Below are 19,773 nucleotides of genomic sequence, written 5' to 3' on the forward strand. Positions count from 1 at the left end.
CTGGCTCTGGCTTTCCTACACAAATCCCTCGATGAGAATCGAGGGATTTTTTTTGAACCTTTATCTGCCTGACTGATCTCAACAAAAAATCATAAGTTGAGGTAAGTGACTATGTTTTCAACAGATGCTGAGCAATGGGCCAAGGATACCTTCTACCATACCGAATTAGGTGATAGCCGCCGAACCAAGCGTCTGGTTAAACTTGCCTCCTCTCTGGCCAACCACTTAGGGCAGTCCCTCGTGCAGTCTTTAAAATCTCCCGCCGATATTGAAGCGGCCTATCGTTTTACTCGGAATCAAGCCATTGATCCACAAGCCATTGCTGAAGCGGGTTTTGCCGCAACAGTTGAACATACAAAGCACTATGATTGCTTACTCGCCCTTGAAGATACAACTTCGCTCGAGTTTTCCCATCAGACCGTTCGGGGAGAAATGGGGCATACCACATCCAATAAGCGCTCCCGAGGGATGCATGCCCATTCTGTCTTGCTGTTTGCGCCAGAAGAGCAACATGTCGTTGGTCTGATTGAGCAAGAACGCTGGACCAGAGATCTCCAGGCCTACGGGCAGAATCAGCGCCATGCGAGCAGGCCTTACATAGAAAAAGAAAGCTATAAATGGGAACGCGCTTCTCGAGCCATGGAAACTCGTCTCGGGAACGGAATTCAGAAGGTTATCTCGGTCTGTGACCGGGAGGCTGATGTTATCGAATACCTGACCTACAAGGTCTCGCATCAGCAACGCTTTATTGTGCGTTCAATGCAAAGTCGCTGCATCAAGGAAAGTGAGGAGAAACTTTACCAGTACAGCGACTCCTTGGCGCATGCTGGCACCAGGACGGTTCAGGTTAGGCAGAAAGGCGGTCGCAAGGCTCGTAAAGCCAGCTGCGAAGTGTGTTACGCACCGGTGACGGTGAAGATCCCAGCCAATAAAACAGGTGAGCCTGTGCCGTTATATTACGTGGGTTGTCAGGAAGTTGGCCATGAGAAAGGCCTGAACTGGCATATTCTGACATCAGAGCCCGTCCGGACGAAAGAAGATGCTGCACGCATATTGGATCACTACGAAAAGCGCTGGTTGATTGAGGAGTTTCACAAAGCATGGAAGAGCGGCGGAACTCAAGTCGAAGGCCTGCGGATGCAAAGTAAAGAAAACTGGTTGTGGTTGTCAGGAAGTTGGCCATGAGAAAGGCCTGAACTGGCATATTCTGACATCAGAGCCCGTCCGGACGAAAGAAGATGCTGCACGCATATTGGATCACTACGAAAAGCGCTGGTTGATTGAGGAGTTTCACAAAGCATGGAAGAGCGGCGGAACTCAAGTCGAAGGCCTGCGGATGCAAAGTAAAGAAAACTTAGARCGAATGGTCGTGATACTGGCTTTCATCGCGGTGCGGTTGCACCAACTGCGTTACCTCGGACTCAATAAAGAAGAGGCCGAAARACAGAGTTGTGAAACGATATTAAGCCCGCTGGCTTGGAAGCTTCTGTGGTCTAAACAGGAAAAGAGTAAGCCGCCAAAGCATGCTCCCAGTCTGTATTGGGCGTACATTAACCTCGGGAAGTTAGCCGGTTGGCATGACTCAAAACGTAATGGCCGAGTTGGCTGGGAAAGGTTATGGGAAGGATGGTTTATGTTACAAACCATCCTTGAAGGTTACCTACTAGCCCAGTCTCTTGACCTCTGAGATGTGATCAAGAGACAGGCCGCCACCGCCAAAGCATGCTCCCAGTCTGTATTGGGCGTACATTAACCTCGGGAAGTTAGCCGGTTGGCATGACTCAAAACGTAATGGCCGAGTTGGCTGGGAAAGGTTATGGGAAGGATGGTTTATGTTACAAACCATCCTTGAAGGTTACCTACTAGCCCAGTCTCTTGACCTCTGAGATGTGATCAAGAGACAGCGTTGTTACGGGGCTTTTCTTTATCTGATGAACTTAAACACCGGGGCCGGCTTTGAGGAAATGTGGCAGTTGTGTCGGCGTTGGACACTTTAATTGCCCCATGACTTGCGTCATTTGCTGTTTGAGCATTTCAATCGCGTGCTCGCCACCATGATGCCCCACGGCGCCGCACGCGTAAACAAAGGTACGGCCCAGTAAGGTAAAGTCGGCTCCCATGGCCATGGCCTGCGCAACGTTGCCACCGCTTTGTACGCCGCTGTCTAGCAACAGCTTAATTTTATCCCCATAGGCCTTGTCGATAGCGCGAATGGTATCGAGCGGCGATTCGCCGATATCTAACTGACGGCCTCCATGGTTGGATAGCACCGCCCCATCAGCACCTAGGGCAACGGCCTGAGCGACGTCTTCAGGATTGACCAGTCCTTTGAGAATCAAGGGGCCATCCCAGTTGTCACGGATCACTTTCAGGCTTTCAAAATCCACTGCACCCATCACGGTATTGTTCATAAAGTTTGCCAACTCGCTGGTGGGCATGTTCTTCGGCATGTAGGGTTTGAGGGTTTGCATTTCCGGAACCCCCGCCAGCAAGGTATGCCAACACCAGCTTGGACATTGCATCATTTGTGCAATATTGCGTAGGTTCATTTTGGGTGGCATGGCTAAGCCGTTTTTGATGTCGCGAGGGCGATAACCAAAGGTTGGTACATCGACGGTGACAAGGAGAACCTTGTAGCCTGCACGCTTAATGCGGCCCATCAGATCTTCACGGATCTTGGCATCGGTTGGGTTATAGAGCTGATACCATGCCGCGCCCTCAGAAATGTCGGCAATGGTTTCAAGACTTGCCGACGACACTGTGCTGAGTACGTAGGGCACATTGGCTTCCAGTGCGGCTTTGGCAAGAATTTCAGGCGCTTTAGGCCACATCAAGCCTTGTAAGCCAACAGGCGCAATGCCAAAGGGCGCGGCATAGCGGTGGCCGAAGAGCTCAACGGATAAATCAATGTCAGGGGTGGGAGCCAAAAGATCAGACTGTAGCTTGACGTCTTTAAAGCGATCAAAATTATGAGCGAGACCGATTTCGTCGTGGCATCCACCACATAAATAATCAAAGGCAAAGGCGGGAATACGCTTTTTGGCCGCACGTTTGAGTGCCGGTGTGTCGGGATAGTTAGGATTGTAGTAAGACATGGATCTCGCGTCCGTTTTGTGAGGTGAGTAAAGACCCTTACCTTAGCGCGGCAGTTGTTATCGATATATAGACAAAAAATAAAATACTTTTTCCAAAATCGCGTAAAGCCGCGCATGCGCTATCGCTTTTTAAGCCGTGGCATTCCCTTAGATATACAAATTCTTAACTTTTTGCTTGATAAAATCGATAAATAGTTTGGTCTTGGTATGGTTATAGTCCAACTTTGGATAGTAGGCATAGGCAGATGTGCGGGGCTGTTTCAGCGTTGGTAAAACGGGGACCAGTAACCCTTGATCGAGCTCTTTTTGGACGGTGCCCGCGCCGCCAAGAATGATCCCCATCCCGATCACAGCCGCACTCACCAGCGCTTCGGGATTGGGAGAGACACAGTTGCCGGATAACTGCAAGCGCGTTCCGTCTTCAAAAACACGTTCTTGAGGTTGGTGTGAATTGCCATATAGCAGGACGTTGTGTTCGGTCAGTTGCGTGGGTGAGGTGATCGGCGCGTGACGCGCGAGGTAACTGGGAGCGGCGAAAAAGCCGGGTTGAAAATCAAACAGCTTGGCTGCGATGTAGCTGGCTGAGTTGAAGTAGTCGAGCTCACGGCTGATCACCACATCTAAATTCAGATCGGGCAATTGGCCGGGAGTTAGCGTGGTCAACTCGACTTTGATTTTCGGATAGATCTCAAGAAACTCAGCAATAAAGTTGACCAAGAAGCGGTTCCCTGTCACCAATGGCGCACCGATACGCAGGATGCCACTGACTTCGCCAAACGTGGATGCGGTCTCGCTGACCAGCTGTTGCCAATCATCCACCCACGCTTTGGCGCGTTGATAAAACAGATCGCCAGCATCGGTCATCGATAGGCTTCGGGTGGTGCGCTTTAACAGCTGCACACCCAGCTGGCTCTCAAGCCAGCTTAACCGCTTTGACAGTGCAGAACTTGAGGCGTGTAACTTGGTGGCGGCTTGTGCCAAAGAGCCTTGTTCAACCACACAGATAAAGCTTTGCGTGCAGGTAATCCAGTCCATGAAACCTCTTAATAGTGAAAAAGGTGATAACCAATCGTCAGACAAGCATTCACATTATGATAACCAAGCCTGATAATACCGACTACTCGACCATCAAGGCGACCTGAATCAGCAGAGAATCATGGAAAGAACAGCCAACGCCCTCAAAGTTAGCGGCATGAAGCTTACCAATCGATTAGTGGCGTTTGTCACCCTGATTGTGGTGTGTGCCATTTTTGTCTTATTTATCGGTGGGGCAATTAGCTTTCGTCAATTAGGTATCGATTTTATCTCACACTATGTGGATGGCATGGTGGAAGTGATCGATCAGGAAATGGCCACCGAGCAACGGGACAACCAGTATTTTTCTCGTTGGCTGCCTAAAATGCTCAAGGCGAGTGATGTCACTTCGCTGACTATCTACTCCGATGCGGGCATCCTTTATCAGTACGAACAAATTCATTATCAAGCCCCGACCACGCAACAAGCGATTACCCGAGACATTCCGCTGGCCAACAATCCCGGCTTTGCTGTGAAGCTGACTTTTGTGCCACCGTATGCGGAGTTTGCCTACTCCATTGGGCCGCTGTCGTCACTTTCCGCGGCCATTTTGGTGATTGTGCTGGGCTTGGCGTGGGGGATCCAATGGTTACGCCGCCAGCTTTATGGCAGTGAGGTCTTGGAGCAGCGAGGGCGCTTAATCCTAGCTGGCAGGCTTGACGAAGCGCAGCATGGTGATGCTCACGAGTGGCCGATTCCTGCCAGTGCCGCATTGACGCAATTAATCGAGGAATTGAAAGAAGCCCGCCAAGAGCGAAGTCGCTTTGATACCTTTATTCGCACCAATACCTTCCTTGATCAGCTGACTGGGGCGGCGAACCGGGTCATGTTTGATAACCGGTTGCACACGTTAGCCAGCGATGATGCGAGCCAAGGCAGCTTGATTTTAGTGCGTGTCGCCGATTGGGAAGACCTGCTGGAACAGCAGGGTCAAGAAGGCGCTGATGCGCTGATTCAAGGTATGGGCAGTGTGTTATCGAATGCGATCCAACGCTTTCCTGATGCGGTACTGGCTCGCTACTTTGCCTCGGATTTTGCCATTTTGTTGGTTAACCAAGCTGGGGAAGAAGTCCATCCCTTTTTGTCTCAACTCACCAACGCTCTTAACAAGCTTAGCCCGCCAGATACGCTGGATACCGACAACTGGTTCCATATGGGAATGACCTCATTTGGGGCGGGAGAGCGCCGAGGTCGTTTGATGGATGAAGCCGAGCGTGCGCTGCGAGCGGCCCAACTGGAAGGGCATAGTGGCTGGTCGCAATTTGACAAAGACATTCGCCGCTTAGACAAACGCGGCAGTGTGCGCTGGCGTACGCTGTTGGAATCGGTGATGGCGGGGGAAGGGCCGATGCTGTATCGCCAACCTGTCTATGCGCGGGATGGCAAAACCCGTCTTCACTATGAACTTTTAGGTCGGATCAAAGACGAAAATGGCAAGGTGTTAAAAGCCTCTCGATTCTGGCCAGGGGTCGAGTTGGTCGGTATGGATGTGGTGTTTGATAAAGCGACGGTGAGCCGTGCGCTGTGGTGGTTAAAAACCGCTGATCATATCGACAATTATGCTATAAATGTAAGTGTTCACTCACTTTGCCAACGCGAATTTGTGATTTGGTTGCGTGATGCGTTATTGCAAACACCCCGAAGTATCCTCAATCGTTTGTTGGTGGAAGTGTCTGAAGGTGCCTTAGTGGCGCAATTTGACGCGGCGCGCCCTTGTTTGAGAATGATAGCCGCGTTAGGGTGCCGACTCGTGGTCGACCAAGCTGGTCGAACAGTAGTGAGCACTCACTATGTAAAAGATATTCAGCCCGCGTATATCAAGTTACATCGTAGCTTAGTGCGTAATATTCATCAGCGCCCTGAAAACCAATTGTACTTACGCAGTATGCTGGGGGCGTGTGAAGCCACTACCACCGACGTCTTGGCAGTAGGTGTGGAAACGGACCTAGAGTGGCAGGTGGTCAAAGAGCTGGGCGTCGTGGGGGGACAAGGGCGCTTACTCGGTGCGGAAATGTCGCCTCATCCTGCGCAAAAGAAACGCCGCCGCTGGGGGAAACGATGACAACAGAGGAGAATCAAGTGAATCGTAAGCAACAGGCAGGGCGAACATGGCTCGAATTTATTCTTCTGTTGTGTACCTTAGGTTTGCTTGTGGTTGTTGCGGTGCCCAAATTCTATGATTATGAGGCGGACGCGAACGTAACGGCGTTAAAAGGGCTAAAAAGCGCCATTGATAATGTGATGGTACAGACCTATGAACAAGCGCAAGCCTCGAATATCGCGGATCAGCCTCGCGGAACGTTGACGGTCGAAGGCGTCACCATTGATGTGCAGTTTGGGTATCCTGTAGCCAATGACTTACCGCAATTGATTGGTGTACTTAAAGAAGAAGAGCGCTGGCTGCCCAAGCCGCATGACAGCCAAGCCGGCGTCGATTACGTGTGGATGTATCATGATAATCCCGCACCGTCTTGTTACCTCAGTTACTATGAAGCAACACCGACACAGCATGCGAAGACCGAATTAGTCATCCGTCCCTCTTGCCAAGAGGCACCGATGTCGCAATAGCAAAGTGGACAAAATAGGAAGCTGGCATGTTTTTCGATGAAAAAATCATCAAAATGACAGCGCAATGAAAAAAAACTCAGATCTCATTCAGGTTTACAGCGCCGTATCTTGCCGCTTACCGTGCGCGTTGATACATTTAGCTCAATTTGTCTGATTTCACAGCTTGCAGGATTAACCGACCATCATGTTTAAGAAACTTCGCGGGATGTTTTCCAACGATCTATCGATTGACTTGGGAACCGCCAATACGCTGATTTACGTAAAAGGACAAGGCATTGTTCTTGATGAGCCTTCTGTTGTTGCCATTCGCCAAGACAGAGCGGGTTCGCCAAAAAGTGTGGCTGCTGTGGGTCACGACGCCAAACAAATGCTGGGTCGTACGCCTGGAAACATTGCGGCCATTCGCCCGATGAAAGATGGTGTGATTGCCGACTTTTACGTGACTGAGAAAATGCTGCAACACTTTATCAAATCGGTACACGATCACAGCTATATGCGCCCAAGCCCGCGTGTGCTGGTCGCTGTTCCTTGTGGTTCGACCCAAGTTGAACGCCGTGCGATTCGTGAGTCAGCACTCGGTGCGGGTGCTCGTGAAGTGTATTTGATTGACGAGCCAATGGCGGCGGCGATCGGTGCAGGTCTGCCGGTCTCAGAAGCCACAGGTTCGATGGTGATCGATATCGGCGGTGGTACCACTGAAGTGGCTGTGATCTCGCTAAATGGTGTGGTGTACTCTTCATCGGTGCGTATCGGTGGTGACCGTTTTGACGAATCCATCATCAACTACGTGCGCCGTAACTACGGTAGCTTGATTGGTGAAGCGACGGCAGAGCGCATCAAGCACGAAATTGGCTCGGCGTATCCGGGCGATGAAGTGCGTGAGATTGAAGTGCGTGGTCGTAACCTCGCTGAAGGGGTGCCGCGTAGCTTTACCCTGAACTCGAATGAAATTCTTGAAGCGCTGCAAGAGCCGCTGACCGGAATTGTTTCAGCCGTGATGGTCGCGCTAGAACAATGTCCACCTGAGCTAGCGTCTGACATCTCTGAGCGCGGTATGGTGATCACAGGCGGTGGTGCGCTGCTGTGTGATTTGGACCGTTTGCTGACGGAAGAAACCGGCATCCCTGTAGTGGTGGCAGAAGATCCATTGACCTGCGTGGCCCGCGGTGGCGGTAAAGCGCTTGAAATGATTGACATGCACGGCGGCGACCTCTTTAGCGAAGACTAAGGTGATCGTGCCAACAAACAGGTTGTTTTCATCATGAAACCTATGTTTGGCAGAGGCCCGTCTCTGCAACTACGCCTGTTTTTCGCTCTCTTACTATCAGTCAGCCTTATGCTGGCTGATAGTCGTCTTGACGCCTTTGCTGGCGTTCGCTATTTCCTCAATACACTGGTTGCACCGCTGCAATATGCGTCGAACGTTCCAAGGGACACGCTAGATGCGTTGGTGACGCAGTTTCAATCTCACCGGCGTCTAGTGGCCGAAAATGAGGCGCTGCGTACGCAAGTATTGCGCCTTGAAAGTGATCAGTTGTTGTTAGCGCAAACAGAGCGCGAAAACCAACGCTTACGGGAGTTACTCGGCTCGCCGTTTGTTCGCGATGAGCGAAAAATGGTCGCTGAGGTTATGGCGGTCGACTCCGATCCCTATAAACATCAAGTGATGCTGGATAAAGGGCGCACCAATGGTGTTTACGAAGGCCAACCGGTGATCAATGAACACGGTGTGGTGGGGCAAATTGCCTATGTGGGCGCGCACAATAGCCGGGTGCTGCTATTAACCGATCCTACCCACGCGATTCCTGTGCAGGTAATGCGCAATGACATTCGAGTGATTGCCTCCGGACGGGGTTCGACAGCGTACATCGGCTTGGACAACATTCCGAGCAGTACCGATATTAAGGTCGGTGACAAGCTGGTCACGTCGGGATTGGGCGGTGTTTTTCCGGAAGGTTATCCGGTGGGCACGGTGACGGAGTTTTCGTTTGACAACAAACGGCCATTTGCTCAGGTCAAGGCAACGCCGGCGGTGAAATTTGATCGTCTCCGGTATTTGCTGTTGGTCTGGCCGACGCCTGAGCAAGCGGATCCTGAGCAAGATAGCGAACAAGCAGGCTCTCAACCCGAGGATGCCGTGGCATCTAACGAAAAAGGAGAGTCGCAATAGTGGCAAATTCAATTTTTCGCGGCCATCTGGTGATTTGGCTGACTTTTATTGCTGCACTTATCTTACAAGCAGCGCCTTGGCCTGGCGAACTCGCGCCTTTTCGGCCATCGTGGGTGTTGCTGGTGACCTTCTACTGGGTGCTGGCTTTGCCGCACCGGGTCAATGTTGGCACGGCACTCGTGCTGGGCTTGCTGTGGGACCTGATGTTAGGGTCAACATTAGGGGTGCGCGGTTTAATGATGGCGATTTTGGTCTATCTTGTTGCGCTCAACTTTCAACTTTTGCGCAACATGTCTTACTGGCAACAAGCGTTGCTACTGTCGCTGTTAACCCTCGCGGGAAAGTTGATCGAGTTCTGGGCAGAGTACCTCGTCTCTGACGTACAGTTTAATCCAGAGCAGCTCTGGGCAGGTGTGCTTAACTTTATACTGTGGCCTTGGCTTTTCTTACTGCTCCGCCGGGTGCGTCGTCGTTTTGCAATTCGTTAGAGGGATTTCATGAGCATTGATTTATATCTGGCGTCAGGCTCACCGCGACGCCAAGCGTTGTTGACCGATATGGGCATCAACTTTTCGCGGGTAGTGGTGGATGTTGAAGAACAGCAGAAAGCCGGTGAATCGCCTTATGCTTATGTGTCTCGTTTATCACAAGATAAAGCACGTGCGGGAGTCGCAAAAACCGGTGGTCATTTACCTGTATTAGGCGCCGATACGATCGTCGTCGATGGCGAGCAGGTACTGGAAAAACCGCGCGATGAAGCGGATGGGGCGCGTATGCTCAAACAGCTATCTGGCCGTGAGCATCAAGTGATGACGGCGGTGACCGTTGCCAATGCGATGAAGCAAGTGACCACTGTGGTGACGACACGGGTGTGGTTTCGTGAGTTGACCGATGACGATATTCGCGCGTATTGGCAATCGAAAGAACCTATGGATAAAGCGGGCGGATACGCCATTCAAGGCCTTGGCGGCAAGTTTGTCACCCGTATCGACGGCAGTTATCACGCGGTCGTTGGTTTGCCATTGTATGAAACCGAGCAACTGCTCAAGCAATTTATGGCCTGATCAATCGTCAGGCCCCTTTTGAGATGTCGGGGAAACCATGAGTGCGGAACTGTTAATCAATGTCACACCTAGCGAAACGCGGGTGGCGATGATCGAAGGTGGCAACCTTCAAGAAATCCATATTGAGCGAGAAGCGAAGCGCGGCATCGTAGGCAATATCTACAAAGGGAAAGTGAGTCGTGTCTTGCCTGGGATGCAGGCAGCCTTTGTCGATATTGGCTTAGATAAAGCGGCTTTTTTGCACGCCTCGGATATTGTGCCGCACACTGAGTGTGTCTCTGAGAATGAGAAGCAGCAATTTCAAGTGCGCGATATTTCTGAATTGGTACGCCAAGGACAAGACATTGTGGTTCAGGTGGTCAAAGACCCCTTGGGCACCAAAGGCGCTCGCCTGACCACTGACATCACTCTGCCGTCGCGGTATCTGGTCTTTATGCCGGGCGCGTCGCATGTTGGCGTGTCACAGCGTATCGAAAGTGAAGAGGAGCGCAGTCGTCTAAAACGTATTGTCAGTGACTATTGCGATGAGTTGGGCGGCTTTATTATCCGCACCGCGGCTGAAGGCGCGACGGATAAAGAAATGGCGCAAGATGCAGCCTTTCTAAAACGGTTGTGGAAGAAGGTCTTAGAGCGGCGCGCAAGGTATAAATCAAAATCCATGCTCTATGGTGAGTTGGCATTAGCGCAGCGCATTGTGCGTGATTTTGTTGGCACCGAGCTGGATTTGATTCGGGTCGACTCTCGTCAAGCATATGATACGTTAGAAAAATTCACCTCTGAATTTGTCCCCGAGCTTGCCGGCAAGCTTGCTTACTACGATGGTCAGCAACCGATTTTTGATATGTACGACACCGAAAACGAAATCCAGCGCTCGTTGGAACGTAAGGTGGAGTTGAAGTCGGGGGGCTATTTGATCATTGATCAAACCGAGGCCATGACCACCATCGATATCAATACTGGGGCCTTTGTTGGGCGCCGTAACCTTGATGAGACTATCTTTAATACTAATGTTGAAGCAACACGGGCCATTGCTCGTCAACTGCGTCTGCGTAATTTGGGCGGTATTATTATCATCGATTTTATCGATATGAGTACCGACGAGCATCGTCGTCGCGTGTTGCACTCGTTAGAACAAGCATTGAGCCATGATCGGGTAAAAACCAACATTAATGGCTTTACCCAACTCGGCTTAGTGGAAATGACCCGCAAACGCACGCGCGAAAGTATTGAACATGTGCTGTGTGGCGAGTGTCCAACGTGTGAAGGCCGAGGCTCGGTGAAAACGGTAGAAACCGTCTGCTATGAAGTGCTAAGAGAAATCACTCGGGTGAACCGTGCCTATGATGCCGACAAATTTGTGGTATATGCCTCGCCTGCTGTGGTGGAAGCTTTGGTAGAAGAGGACTCCCACTTAGTCGCAGAGCTTGAAGTCTTTATTGGCAAGCAAGTAAAGGTGAAATCCGAGCCTTTGTATACCCAAGAGCAGTTTGACGTAGTAATGATGTAATCCATGACCTGGGCCGCGAAAATTGGACGCTGGTTGCTAGCTGGCGTCGTGAGTCTTATTCTGTTAACCGCCGTTTTTATTGGCGGTTTGCGCTTTTTATTGCCCAACGTGGATATGGTGCGTGAGCCGCTACGACAATGGGTTAGCGAGCAAACGGGCTTTAGCGCGCGTCTTGGGACCATTGCTGGCCAATGGCGCAACCTTACGCCGTCATTGCAACTCAATCATGTCGCCTTGACCACCAGTGATAACAGCCCGCCGTTACTGACCGCAAACCACATTGATCTAAAATTTGATGTTTTTGCGAGCCTATCCCGCCGTCAACCGGTGTTTTCCCATGTTACTCTCGATGGGGTGACCTTTAACAGTGGTCAACTGCCCGATAAAAAAGATAGCACCGGGGTACGTGAGCGCCTTGAAGATTTGTTTTTAGCTCGCCTTGGCCAGTTCTCTGTCACCAACGCCCGTCTTGTTCTTGTCACACCTTCATTGGCGGCGCAGACGCTGAATATCGATAACTTGTTGTGGCGTAATCAAAATGGTCAGCATCATGCGCAGGGCACCATTGGGATTGCGGGGACAGAGCTGGAAAAAATCCGCGTCAATGCGGCCTTTACCGAGACCGATGGGTTGGACTCGCTCAGTGGTGATTTTTATCTGGCTAGCGAAAACATGGATTTGGCACCGTGGCTGATGAAGCGCTTCACGCCGTCAGTGACGATTGACAATGCGCGCTTAGATGCCAATGCATGGCTGCGGGTTGAGAAAGGCCAAGTGGCGAATGCCTTGCTGGGTGTCGATACTTTAGCTTTGACGTGGCGCGATCAGCAAGGGGCCTCGCAGCAATGGGCGATCAAAGACAGCCGCGTGCAACTGCAGGCAAGAGAGGACCAGCAATGGCGTGTGGATAGCGATGGGGTTTGGGTTCAGCAAGGGGATACCACGCTGCCGGCGCTCAATCAGCTATCTTGGCAAGGAAACGTGTCCAACTGGCAGCTGAATGCCCGTCACATCGACATCGCGGCATTACGTCCGTTAGTTGGATTGTTGAGCCAATCTGACCGTCAGCATCAACTGATAGACGCCCTTTCACCGACCGGTATGGTGGACTCGCTGGCAATGAGTCAGCCCCCTGATGCGCCGCTGCGCTATCAAGCCTCTTTCTCTGACATTCTCGCCAATCAATGGGGTTATTTCCCGGCCTTTGAGGGGTTAAATGTCACCGTGTCAGGTCAGGGACATCAAGGCAAGGCGACCTTAGCATTAGGGCAACAATCACTCCCCTATGGTGATTTTTTTCAAGCGCCGTTACCGCTTGAGCATGGGGAGGTGACGGTGCAATGGGCGGATCGTGGCGATACTTTGACGGTTTGGAGTGATGCGATTGCCCTCCAAGCGGCAGACTTGGCGGCGCGCGGCGCGTTTCGCTTAGACATTCCTGCACAAGGTTCACCGTTTCTGGCGCTCTATGCTAACGCCGATGTGCACGATGCAGGCCAAACGTGGCGCTATTTACCCATCCGTGCGATGCCAGATTCACTCACCGATTACCTCTCTCGTGCGATTCAAGGCGGGCAGGCGCAAGGCAGTGACATTTTATGGTTTGGCGCGTTAAATGCGTTTCCCTACCGTCAACATGACGGCGTATTCCAAGCGCGAGTGCCGCTGCGTCAAGGCGCATTCAGTTTTAATACCGCATGGCCTACTCTGACCGAATTGGATGCTGCGCTCTTATTTGAAAACGCACGGTTAACCATTCAGGGCGATCATGTACGCCTTGGCGATGCGATCAGCCGTCAGGTTCGCGCCGATATCGCGGATATGGAGGCGCCGGATAGCACATTAACCCTAGCGGCAGATTTATCCGCCACCGGGGATGCGGTCCGTCGTTATATGTTGGCGACCCCACTCGTCGACTCAGTGGGCGCGGCGTTGACGCACGTTCAAGTTAAGGGATTGGTAGATGCCAATTTAGCGCTCGATATCCCTCTCGACGGTAGTCAGCCGCACGCCACAGGTGAAGTGCGCTTTGCGGGGAACCAAGTGCTGATTCAGGCACCGTCCATGCAACTGGATAATGTCGCAGGTAGGCTGCGCTTTGACGATGATACCATCCGCACTCGGGCGCTGACGGCCCAATGGCTGGGCCAGCCCATCAAGGTCGATTTTGACGGACAAACCGATGCGGCAGGTTATCAGCTGGATCTTAATCTGGATGCGGACTGGGACGTCGCCCCTTTGCTGGCTCAACTGTCGTTACCGCTCGAGGATTATCTTGCTGGTGGTGCCCGTTGGCAGGCGACCTTGGGCCTGACGCTGCATGACATCGGTTTTGACTACCAACTGGGTGTTGATATCGACACCACGCCTTTGCAGTCAACATTGCCCGCGCCACTGGCTAAACCGCGTTGGTCAACCGGTAGCGCCTCGCTGGCGGCAACGGGCAACAGCGAAGGGCTACAAGGGCGAATTCAGTTACCGGCGGTTAGCTATCAAGCGCGTATTAATACCCAAGGCGATCGTCCCGTGATCACTGCAAGCCAATGGCATGTGGGCGAACAGCCCACCTTACTCTTGGCGACGCAAGGGCATCGGTTGGATATTGACTTGGCACAGCTAGATATAATGCCGTGGCGTGACCTATGGCGTGACGTGACGCCGCAATGGCCACAAGGGCAAAGTGATTTTCCGACCTTACCGGTGCCCACTAAAGTGAACGCACGCATCGCTCGTTTAGATGCCGACAAACTGAGGTTTAATCAAGTGTCTCTTGCTGTGCGCAAAAAGCCACAAGGATGGGACGCCTTACTCGGTAGCAATGAGCTTAGCGGCCGCGCCCAGTGGCCGACGGGAGGACGCTTAGCGATCGATGTCGATCATTGGCATATCAATATGATCGCCGATACCGCCGAAAACGATCCTAATGCGCCCCTGTTCGCACCGGTGGACAGCCGAGCCTCTGTCGCTGACAAGGCGCTATTGGCGGCGGTGCCATCCACCGATATATTGATCAAAGATTTATGGCTACAAGGCTATCGACTTGGGCGAGTTTCTGCATCACTCGACAAGCAAGAAGAACGCATAGACTTAACCTCATTGACCATCGAGAGCGGTCAAAACCAAGCGGCGGTAAGCGGCAGTTGGTTAATCGATGAGGATCAGCGCAATCAAACGGCGCTCTCCATACAGTTAAATGGCGATAGCACGTCGGATTTAATGGGGCGCTTTGGGGTCAGCGGTGGGATCCAAGATGCGCGTTTTACCTCGCAAGCGGATATCTCTTATGGGGGACTGCCGTGGCAAGCGGATATCACGAGTTTAAATGGTGAAGTCCGTGCCGATATCCAAGATGGTTACATCAGTGGCGTCGGGGGAGCGGGCAAACTGCTGGGCTTATTTAGCTTGGATTCTATTCTACGCAAAATCCAACTCGACTTTTCTGGCGTATTCGAAGATGGACTGGCGTTTGATGACATTACGGGCCGTGCGGTGATCACAAATGGCGTGGTCGTGACCGATAATATCCGCATGGATGGATTAGCAGGTGATATGGTTATCAGAGGTATCGCTAACTTGGTCAGCAACCAAGTCAACGCGGATGTGCGCTTTACGCCAGATATTACCTCTGGGATCCCTGTGCTCAGCGCGTTTGCTGTTACGCCACAAACGGCGCTCTACGTATTGGCCGTCACCACGGCGATTTCGCCGGTTGTGGATGTCTTTACACAGGTTCGCTATCAAGTCACTGGGCCGATTGGTACGCCTGACATYCGGGAAATTTCCCGTAATCAAGAGGCGCTAACCTTGCCCGCCGATGCCACGGAACGATTGCGCCAACAGGCAGAACAAGCCAAGGAGTGAGCATGATAAAAGTCGGCATCATCCAGATGAATTCGGGCGCCGATCCGGTGCAGAACATGGACGTACTGCAAACCAGTTTGCAGCGGTTGCATCAACAAGGCGTCAAACTGGCACTGACGCCAGAAAATGCCTTGGTATTTGGTGACAAACAAGATTACCAACGGCATGCCGAGCCGTTAGGACATGGCCCTATCCAGCGCCAACTGGCAGAAATGGCGCACCAGTTCGATATCTGGCTGGTGGTGGGGGCCTTTCCGATCCAAAACGACAATGGCCGTTTGAGTAGCGCAAGCTTGGTGTTCGACAATGCCGGACATTTGCGAGGTAGCTACGATAAGCTCCATATGTTTGATGTGGAAGTGGCGGATGCCCATGGACGTTATCGGGAGTCGGACTACTTTCAAGCCGGTGATCAACTTGCCACCGTGGATACGCCATTTGGTTGCTTGGGGTTAAGCATCTGCTATGACGTGCGTTTTGCGCCGCTCTATCATGCGTTGCGAGCGCAAGGCGCCGATATTTTAACTGTGCCGGCGGCGTTTACGCGCGTCACGGGACAGGCGCACTGGGAGGCATTGCTGCGCGCCCGCGCGATTGAAACCCAATGCTGGGTGATTGCTGCCGGGCAGTGTGGTGAGCACAGTAAAGGCCGTCAAACGTGGGGGCATTCGATGATTATCGACCCCTGGGGGCAAGTGGTCGCGTCACTAGGGGACGACCCCGGTGTGACGTGGGCGGAGCTTGATCTAAGCATCGGTGAATCCATTCGCCGTAAAATGCCGGTGCTCGACCACGCTCGGTTGCAAACCCAATTGAAATAGCGCACCCTCGGCGCATCATCTTTTTATCTTTGGCTAGCATAAATAGCCTCAACCAAGAGTAAGCGAATGAGTCTGGAACAGGTCGAAGAAACCTTATTGCGCCCTGCGGGGATCAGTGAGTCGCATCTCCAAGAGACACTGGCTCACCTGAGTGGTCGTCAAATTGACTACGGCGACGTTTTTTTCCAATCAACGTGGCACGAGTCGCTCGTCTTGGAAGATAGCATCATCAAAGACGGCTCGTTCAATATCGATCGAGGTGTAGGTGTACGCGCTATCACGGGTGAGAAAACCGGGTTTGCCTACTCGGACCAACTTAACGCTGATGCCTTAATGCAAAGTGCGACCGCCGCACGCGGGATTGCACCCAAAGGTGGGCAGGGTCAAGTCARTGCCTTTCGCACGGTTCGAGGTGGTCAATACTATGGCCCGCTTGATCCGCTCGGTAGCCTAACCCGCGAGCAAAAAATCGCATTGCTGAAAGAAATCGACAGCTACATTCGTGCTAAAGAGCCGCGAGTGAAAGAAGTCAGTGCCAGTATTAATGGTTTGTACGAGCAAGTATTGATTGCCGCCACGGATGGAACCTATGCCGCGGATATTCGCCCTCTAGTCCGTTTATCTGTGTCTGTGCTCGTTGAGCAGGATGGACGCCGTGAGCGGGGAAGTGCCGGCGGCGGTGGCCGTTATGGTTACGAGGTGTTCTTGCAAGAGCAAGACGGAAAAAGCACGGCGCTACAGTTTGCTGATGAAGCGATTCGTTTAGCGCTGGTGAACTTGCGTGCAGAAGGCGCCCCTGCTGGCACCATGCCTGTGGTGTTAGGCGCGGGTTGGCCGGGCGTACTATTGCATGAAGCGGTCGGGCATGGCTTGGAGGGCGATTTCAACCGTAAAGAATCGTCTGTCTTCACCGGCAGCCTCGGTGAGCAAGTGACTTCACCGCTTTGCACCATTGTTGATGATGGCACGATGGCGGACCGTCGCGGCTCGCTCAATATCGATGATGAAGGCGTGCCGGGCCAATATAACGTCCTGATCGAAAACGGGGTGCTTAAAGGCTATATGCAAGATAAGCACAACGCGAGCTTGATGGGAGTGGCACCGACCGGAAACGGCCGTCGCGAATCTTACGCGCATTTACCCATGCCTCGTATGACCAATACCTATATGCTGGGTGGCGACAGTACGCCGAGTGATATTATTGCTAGTGTTGAGCACGGTTTGTATGCGCCTAACTTTGGTGGCGGACAAGTGGATATTACCTCGGGTAAATTTGTGTTCTCGACCTCTGAAGCCTATTTAATTGAGAACGGCAAAGTTACCACGCCAGTGAAAGGGGCCACTTTGATTGGCAGTGGTATTGAGGCGATGCAACAAGTGTCGATGGTGGGTAATGATCTCGCGATTGACCGAGGCGTCGGCGTCTGCGGTAAGGCAGGGCAAAGTGTGCCGGTTGGCGTGGGTCAGCCAACGCTGAAACTTGATGCCATGACAGTGGGTGGCACGGAGTCATAAACAAACACGCCAGTGGAGAACACTGGCGTGAGGTTTTACAGGCTTTGGTCGTAAAAGCCTTTAATGTATTGGAAGATCTCGCGATAGGCCTTGGGCGGCTTGTTTTGTTGTCGCTCTTTTTTAGCCTGACGGGCAAGCTGGCGTAATCGTTGGCGGTCGGCCTCTGGATACTGCAACATCACATCGTTGATAGCGTCGTCGCCTTCATCGACAACACGGTCGCGCAGCTTTTCGAGCTTATGCAGCTCAGCACTCTGTTGCGCGTGCTTGTTTTGTAGCTTATCCAGCGCCGCTTGAATCGGCTCAGGGTCGCGAGAGCGCATGAGCTTGCCGACATATTGCAATTGGCGACGACGTGCTTCGTTTTTTAAGCGTTGTGCGTCAACAATGGCGGTGTATAAGTCGTCGTCGAGTGGAAACTTTTCCAACACGGCAGGCTTGAGCTTAACCAGCGCTTCGCCAAGCTCTTGCAGGGCGAGCATATCGCGCTTCATCTCGGATTTACTCACCCAGATGATTTCTTCCTCTTCCTCCCAAGGAGCAGGTTTATTTTTACGGCCCATGTTCAACCTCAATGAGAATGTGCAATGACACTTATGTTAACAAGAAACGCGCACAAACGCGGGCTTTTTTGTCACCGGCTCGCGTGGCCCCGTATTCCAAATTCGAATTTTAATCAGAAAGGTCAACTATGAGTGTAAAACAGCAGGTCGCGGAGCAAGAGCAACACCTACGCCAAGCCGTCAGCCGTGCGTTGGACATGGCCGCGCAACGCAGTGATGCCGCAGAGGTGGCGATCACCAAAAGCACAGGGATCAGCGTCACGTCACGCATGGGTGAAGTGGAGAACGTAGAGTTTAATCGCGATGGTGCCTTGGGAGTGACTGTCTACTGCGATCAGCGCAAAGGTAGCGCATCCACGACAGATCTGTCCGAGCGAGCGATTGCCAAAACGGTCGAAGCCGCGTTGGAAATTGCCAGCTATACCTCACCTGATCCCTTTGGTGGCCCAGCACCAAAACACTTAATGGCCTTTGAGTATCCCGATCTTGATCTGTTTTACCCTGACGAGCCAGAGCCCGATGCTGCAGCCGCATTAGCCATTGAGGCGGAACAAGCCGCGTTAGGTTATGACTCGCGGATCAAATTCAGTGATGGAGCCAGTTACGACAGCCATTACGGAGTCCGTGTGTATGGCAATAGCCACGGCATGCTAGGCAGTTATGCCTCCAGCCGTCAGGCGCTAAGCTGCTCGGTGATTGCGGAGAGTGCCAATGGCATGGAGCGCGATATGAGCTACACGGTAGCGCGCGATAAAGCCGATTTATGGACCCCAACCTCAGTCGGTATCGAAGCAGCAAAACACGCGGTAGCGCGCTTAGACCCACGTAGTTTGGCTACGTGTGAAGTCCCCGTGATGTTTGATGCCAGTGTGGCGACCGGCCTGTTTGGTCATCTGGTGATGGCGATCAGTGGCTCTGCGTTATATCGCAAGTCATCCTTTTTACTGGATAAAAAGGATGAACAAATCTTCCCTAACTGGCTCACGATCAATGAGTTACCCCACGTACTTAAAGGATCGGCCAGCTCGCCGTTTGATAGCGAAGGGGTCAAGACCCAAGACAGACGCATCGTGGAACAAGGGGTATTAAAAACCTATCTAGCGACCAGCTACGCGGCTCGCAAGCTCGATATGGAGCCCACTGGTCATGCTGGCGGTATCCATAACTGGTATGTCAGCCACACCGGCCAAGATGCTGATGCCATGCTGAAAACCTTGGGCACCGGTTTGTTGGTGACTGAGTTAATGGGGCAGGGGGTGAATCCGGTCACTGGCGATTATTCGCGCGGCGCTGCGGGTTTTTGGGTGGAAAACGGTGAAATCCAATATCCAGTCAGCGGCATTACCATCGCGGGGAATTTAAACCAGATGTTCGCCAATATTGTTGCTATCGGCACAGATATTGAGACGCGCAGCCAAATTCAAACCGGCTCAATCATTATTGATGCAATGAAAGTGGCTGGCGAATAATACCCATCACTTCTCCCTTAGGGCGCCGATTGGCGCCCTTTTTAGTTTACTGCCATGCTAATAGCT

General features: G+C 52.2%; 14 protein-coding genes and 2 pseudogenes. 13 read left to right on the forward strand and 3 right to left on the reverse strand.

Features of this window, described 5'->3' with window-relative positions:
- Nucleotides 1-111 precede the first annotated feature (111 nt).
- Both BZJ18_RS09600 and BZJ18_RS09605 read left to right on the forward strand, forming a co-directional pair.
- Nucleotides 112-1,131: pseudogene (locus BZJ18_RS09600) on the forward strand (IS4 family transposase); the annotation flags it as partial.
- 31 nt (nt 1,132-1,162) lie between these two features.
- Nucleotides 1,163-1,687 (forward strand): annotated as a pseudogene (locus tag BZJ18_RS09605) (IS4 family transposase); the annotation flags it as partial.
- Between the two features lie 250 nt (nt 1,688-1,937).
- On the opposite strand, the gene BZJ18_RS09615 reads toward BZJ18_RS09605, so the two are convergent.
- On the reverse strand, nt 1,938-3,095 hold the full coding sequence (locus BZJ18_RS09615; protein WP_077456330.1) for an alpha-hydroxy acid oxidase: 1,158 nt from the start codon (nt 3,093-3,095) through the stop codon (nt 1,938-1,940).
- A 147-nt stretch (nt 3,096-3,242) separates the two neighbouring features.
- Nucleotides 3,243-4,130: a LysR family transcriptional regulator gene (locus BZJ18_RS09620; protein WP_077456332.1), complete on the reverse strand. Its 888-nt coding sequence runs from the start codon at nt 4,128-4,130 to the stop codon at nt 3,243-3,245.
- Nucleotides 4,131-4,251: 121 nt separating this feature from the next.
- On the opposite strand from BZJ18_RS09620, the gene csrD reads away from it, so the two are divergent.
- The 10 genes from csrD (at nt 4,252) to tldD (ending at nt 17,675) form a co-directional block, all read left to right on the forward strand.
- Nucleotides 4,252-6,231 carry an RNase E specificity factor CsrD gene (csrD, locus tag BZJ18_RS09625; RefSeq protein WP_077456334.1) on the forward strand — a complete coding sequence of 660 codons (1,980 nt, stop codon included), beginning with the start codon at nt 4,252-4,254 and terminating at the stop codon, nt 6,229-6,231.
- Nucleotides 6,232-6,248: 17 nt separating this feature from the next.
- Entirely contained in the window at nt 6,249-6,737 is a 489-nt protein-coding gene (locus tag BZJ18_RS09630; RefSeq protein WP_158011274.1) for a hypothetical protein, read from the forward strand.
- 184 nt (nt 6,738-6,921) lie between these two features.
- Nucleotides 6,922-7,965 (forward strand): rod shape-determining protein, encoded by a 1,044-nt coding sequence (locus BZJ18_RS09635; protein ID WP_077456338.1) that lies wholly within the window; start codon nt 6,922-6,924, stop codon nt 7,963-7,965.
- A gap of 33 nt (nt 7,966-7,998) precedes the next feature.
- The gene (gene mreC, locus BZJ18_RS09640) at nt 7,999-8,907 is read left to right on the forward strand and encodes a rod shape-determining protein MreC (RefSeq protein WP_069588174.1); all 909 of its coding nucleotides are present in this window, start codon (nt 7,999-8,001) and stop codon (nt 8,905-8,907) included.
- Complete coding sequence (gene mreD, locus BZJ18_RS09645; RefSeq protein WP_069588172.1) at nt 8,907-9,395, forward strand: rod shape-determining protein MreD; 489 nt, start codon at nt 8,907-8,909, stop codon at nt 9,393-9,395. The genes mreC and mreD overlap by 1 nt, the downstream gene beginning before the upstream one ends.
- A 9-nt stretch (nt 9,396-9,404) precedes the next feature.
- Complete coding sequence (locus BZJ18_RS09650; RefSeq protein ID WP_069588170.1) at nt 9,405-9,971, forward strand: Maf family protein; 567 nt, start codon at nt 9,405-9,407, stop codon at nt 9,969-9,971.
- A gap of 37 nt (nt 9,972-10,008) precedes the next feature.
- Entirely contained in the window at nt 10,009-11,478 is a 1,470-nt protein-coding gene (gene rng, locus BZJ18_RS09655) for a ribonuclease G (protein ID WP_077456340.1), read from the forward strand.
- 3 nt (nt 11,479-11,481) lie between these two features.
- On the forward strand, nt 11,482-15,339 hold the full coding sequence (locus BZJ18_RS09660; RefSeq protein WP_077456342.1) for a YhdP family protein: 3,858 nt from the start codon (nt 11,482-11,484) through the stop codon (nt 15,337-15,339).
- 2 nt (nt 15,340-15,341) lie between these two features.
- The gene (locus BZJ18_RS09665; protein ID WP_077456344.1) at nt 15,342-16,160 is read left to right on the forward strand and encodes a carbon-nitrogen hydrolase family protein; all 819 of its coding nucleotides are present in this window, start codon (nt 15,342-15,344) and stop codon (nt 16,158-16,160) included.
- Nucleotides 16,161-16,226: 66 nt separating this feature from the next.
- Nucleotides 16,227-17,675, forward strand: a complete 1,449-nt coding sequence (gene tldD, locus BZJ18_RS09670) for a metalloprotease TldD (protein ID WP_077456346.1) — start codon at nt 16,227-16,229, stop codon at nt 17,673-17,675.
- Between the two features lie 35 nt (nt 17,676-17,710).
- Here tldD and yjgA read toward each other — a convergent pair whose 3' ends face one another.
- Nucleotides 17,711-18,238 (reverse strand): ribosome biogenesis factor YjgA, encoded by a 528-nt coding sequence (gene yjgA, locus BZJ18_RS09675; RefSeq protein WP_069588156.1) that lies wholly within the window; start codon nt 18,236-18,238, stop codon nt 17,711-17,713.
- Between the two features lie 128 nt (nt 18,239-18,366).
- On the opposite strand from yjgA, the gene pmbA reads away from it, so the two are divergent.
- Nucleotides 18,367-19,707, forward strand: a complete 1,341-nt coding sequence (gene pmbA, locus BZJ18_RS09680; protein ID WP_069588153.1) for a metalloprotease PmbA — start codon at nt 18,367-18,369, stop codon at nt 19,705-19,707.
- The last annotated feature ends 66 nt before the right edge of the window (nt 19,708-19,773 follow it).

This window comes from Salinivibrio sp. IB872 (assembly GCF_001995345.1).
GTDB classification, from domain to species: Bacteria; Pseudomonadota; Gammaproteobacteria; order Enterobacterales; family Vibrionaceae; genus Salinivibrio; species Salinivibrio proteolyticus.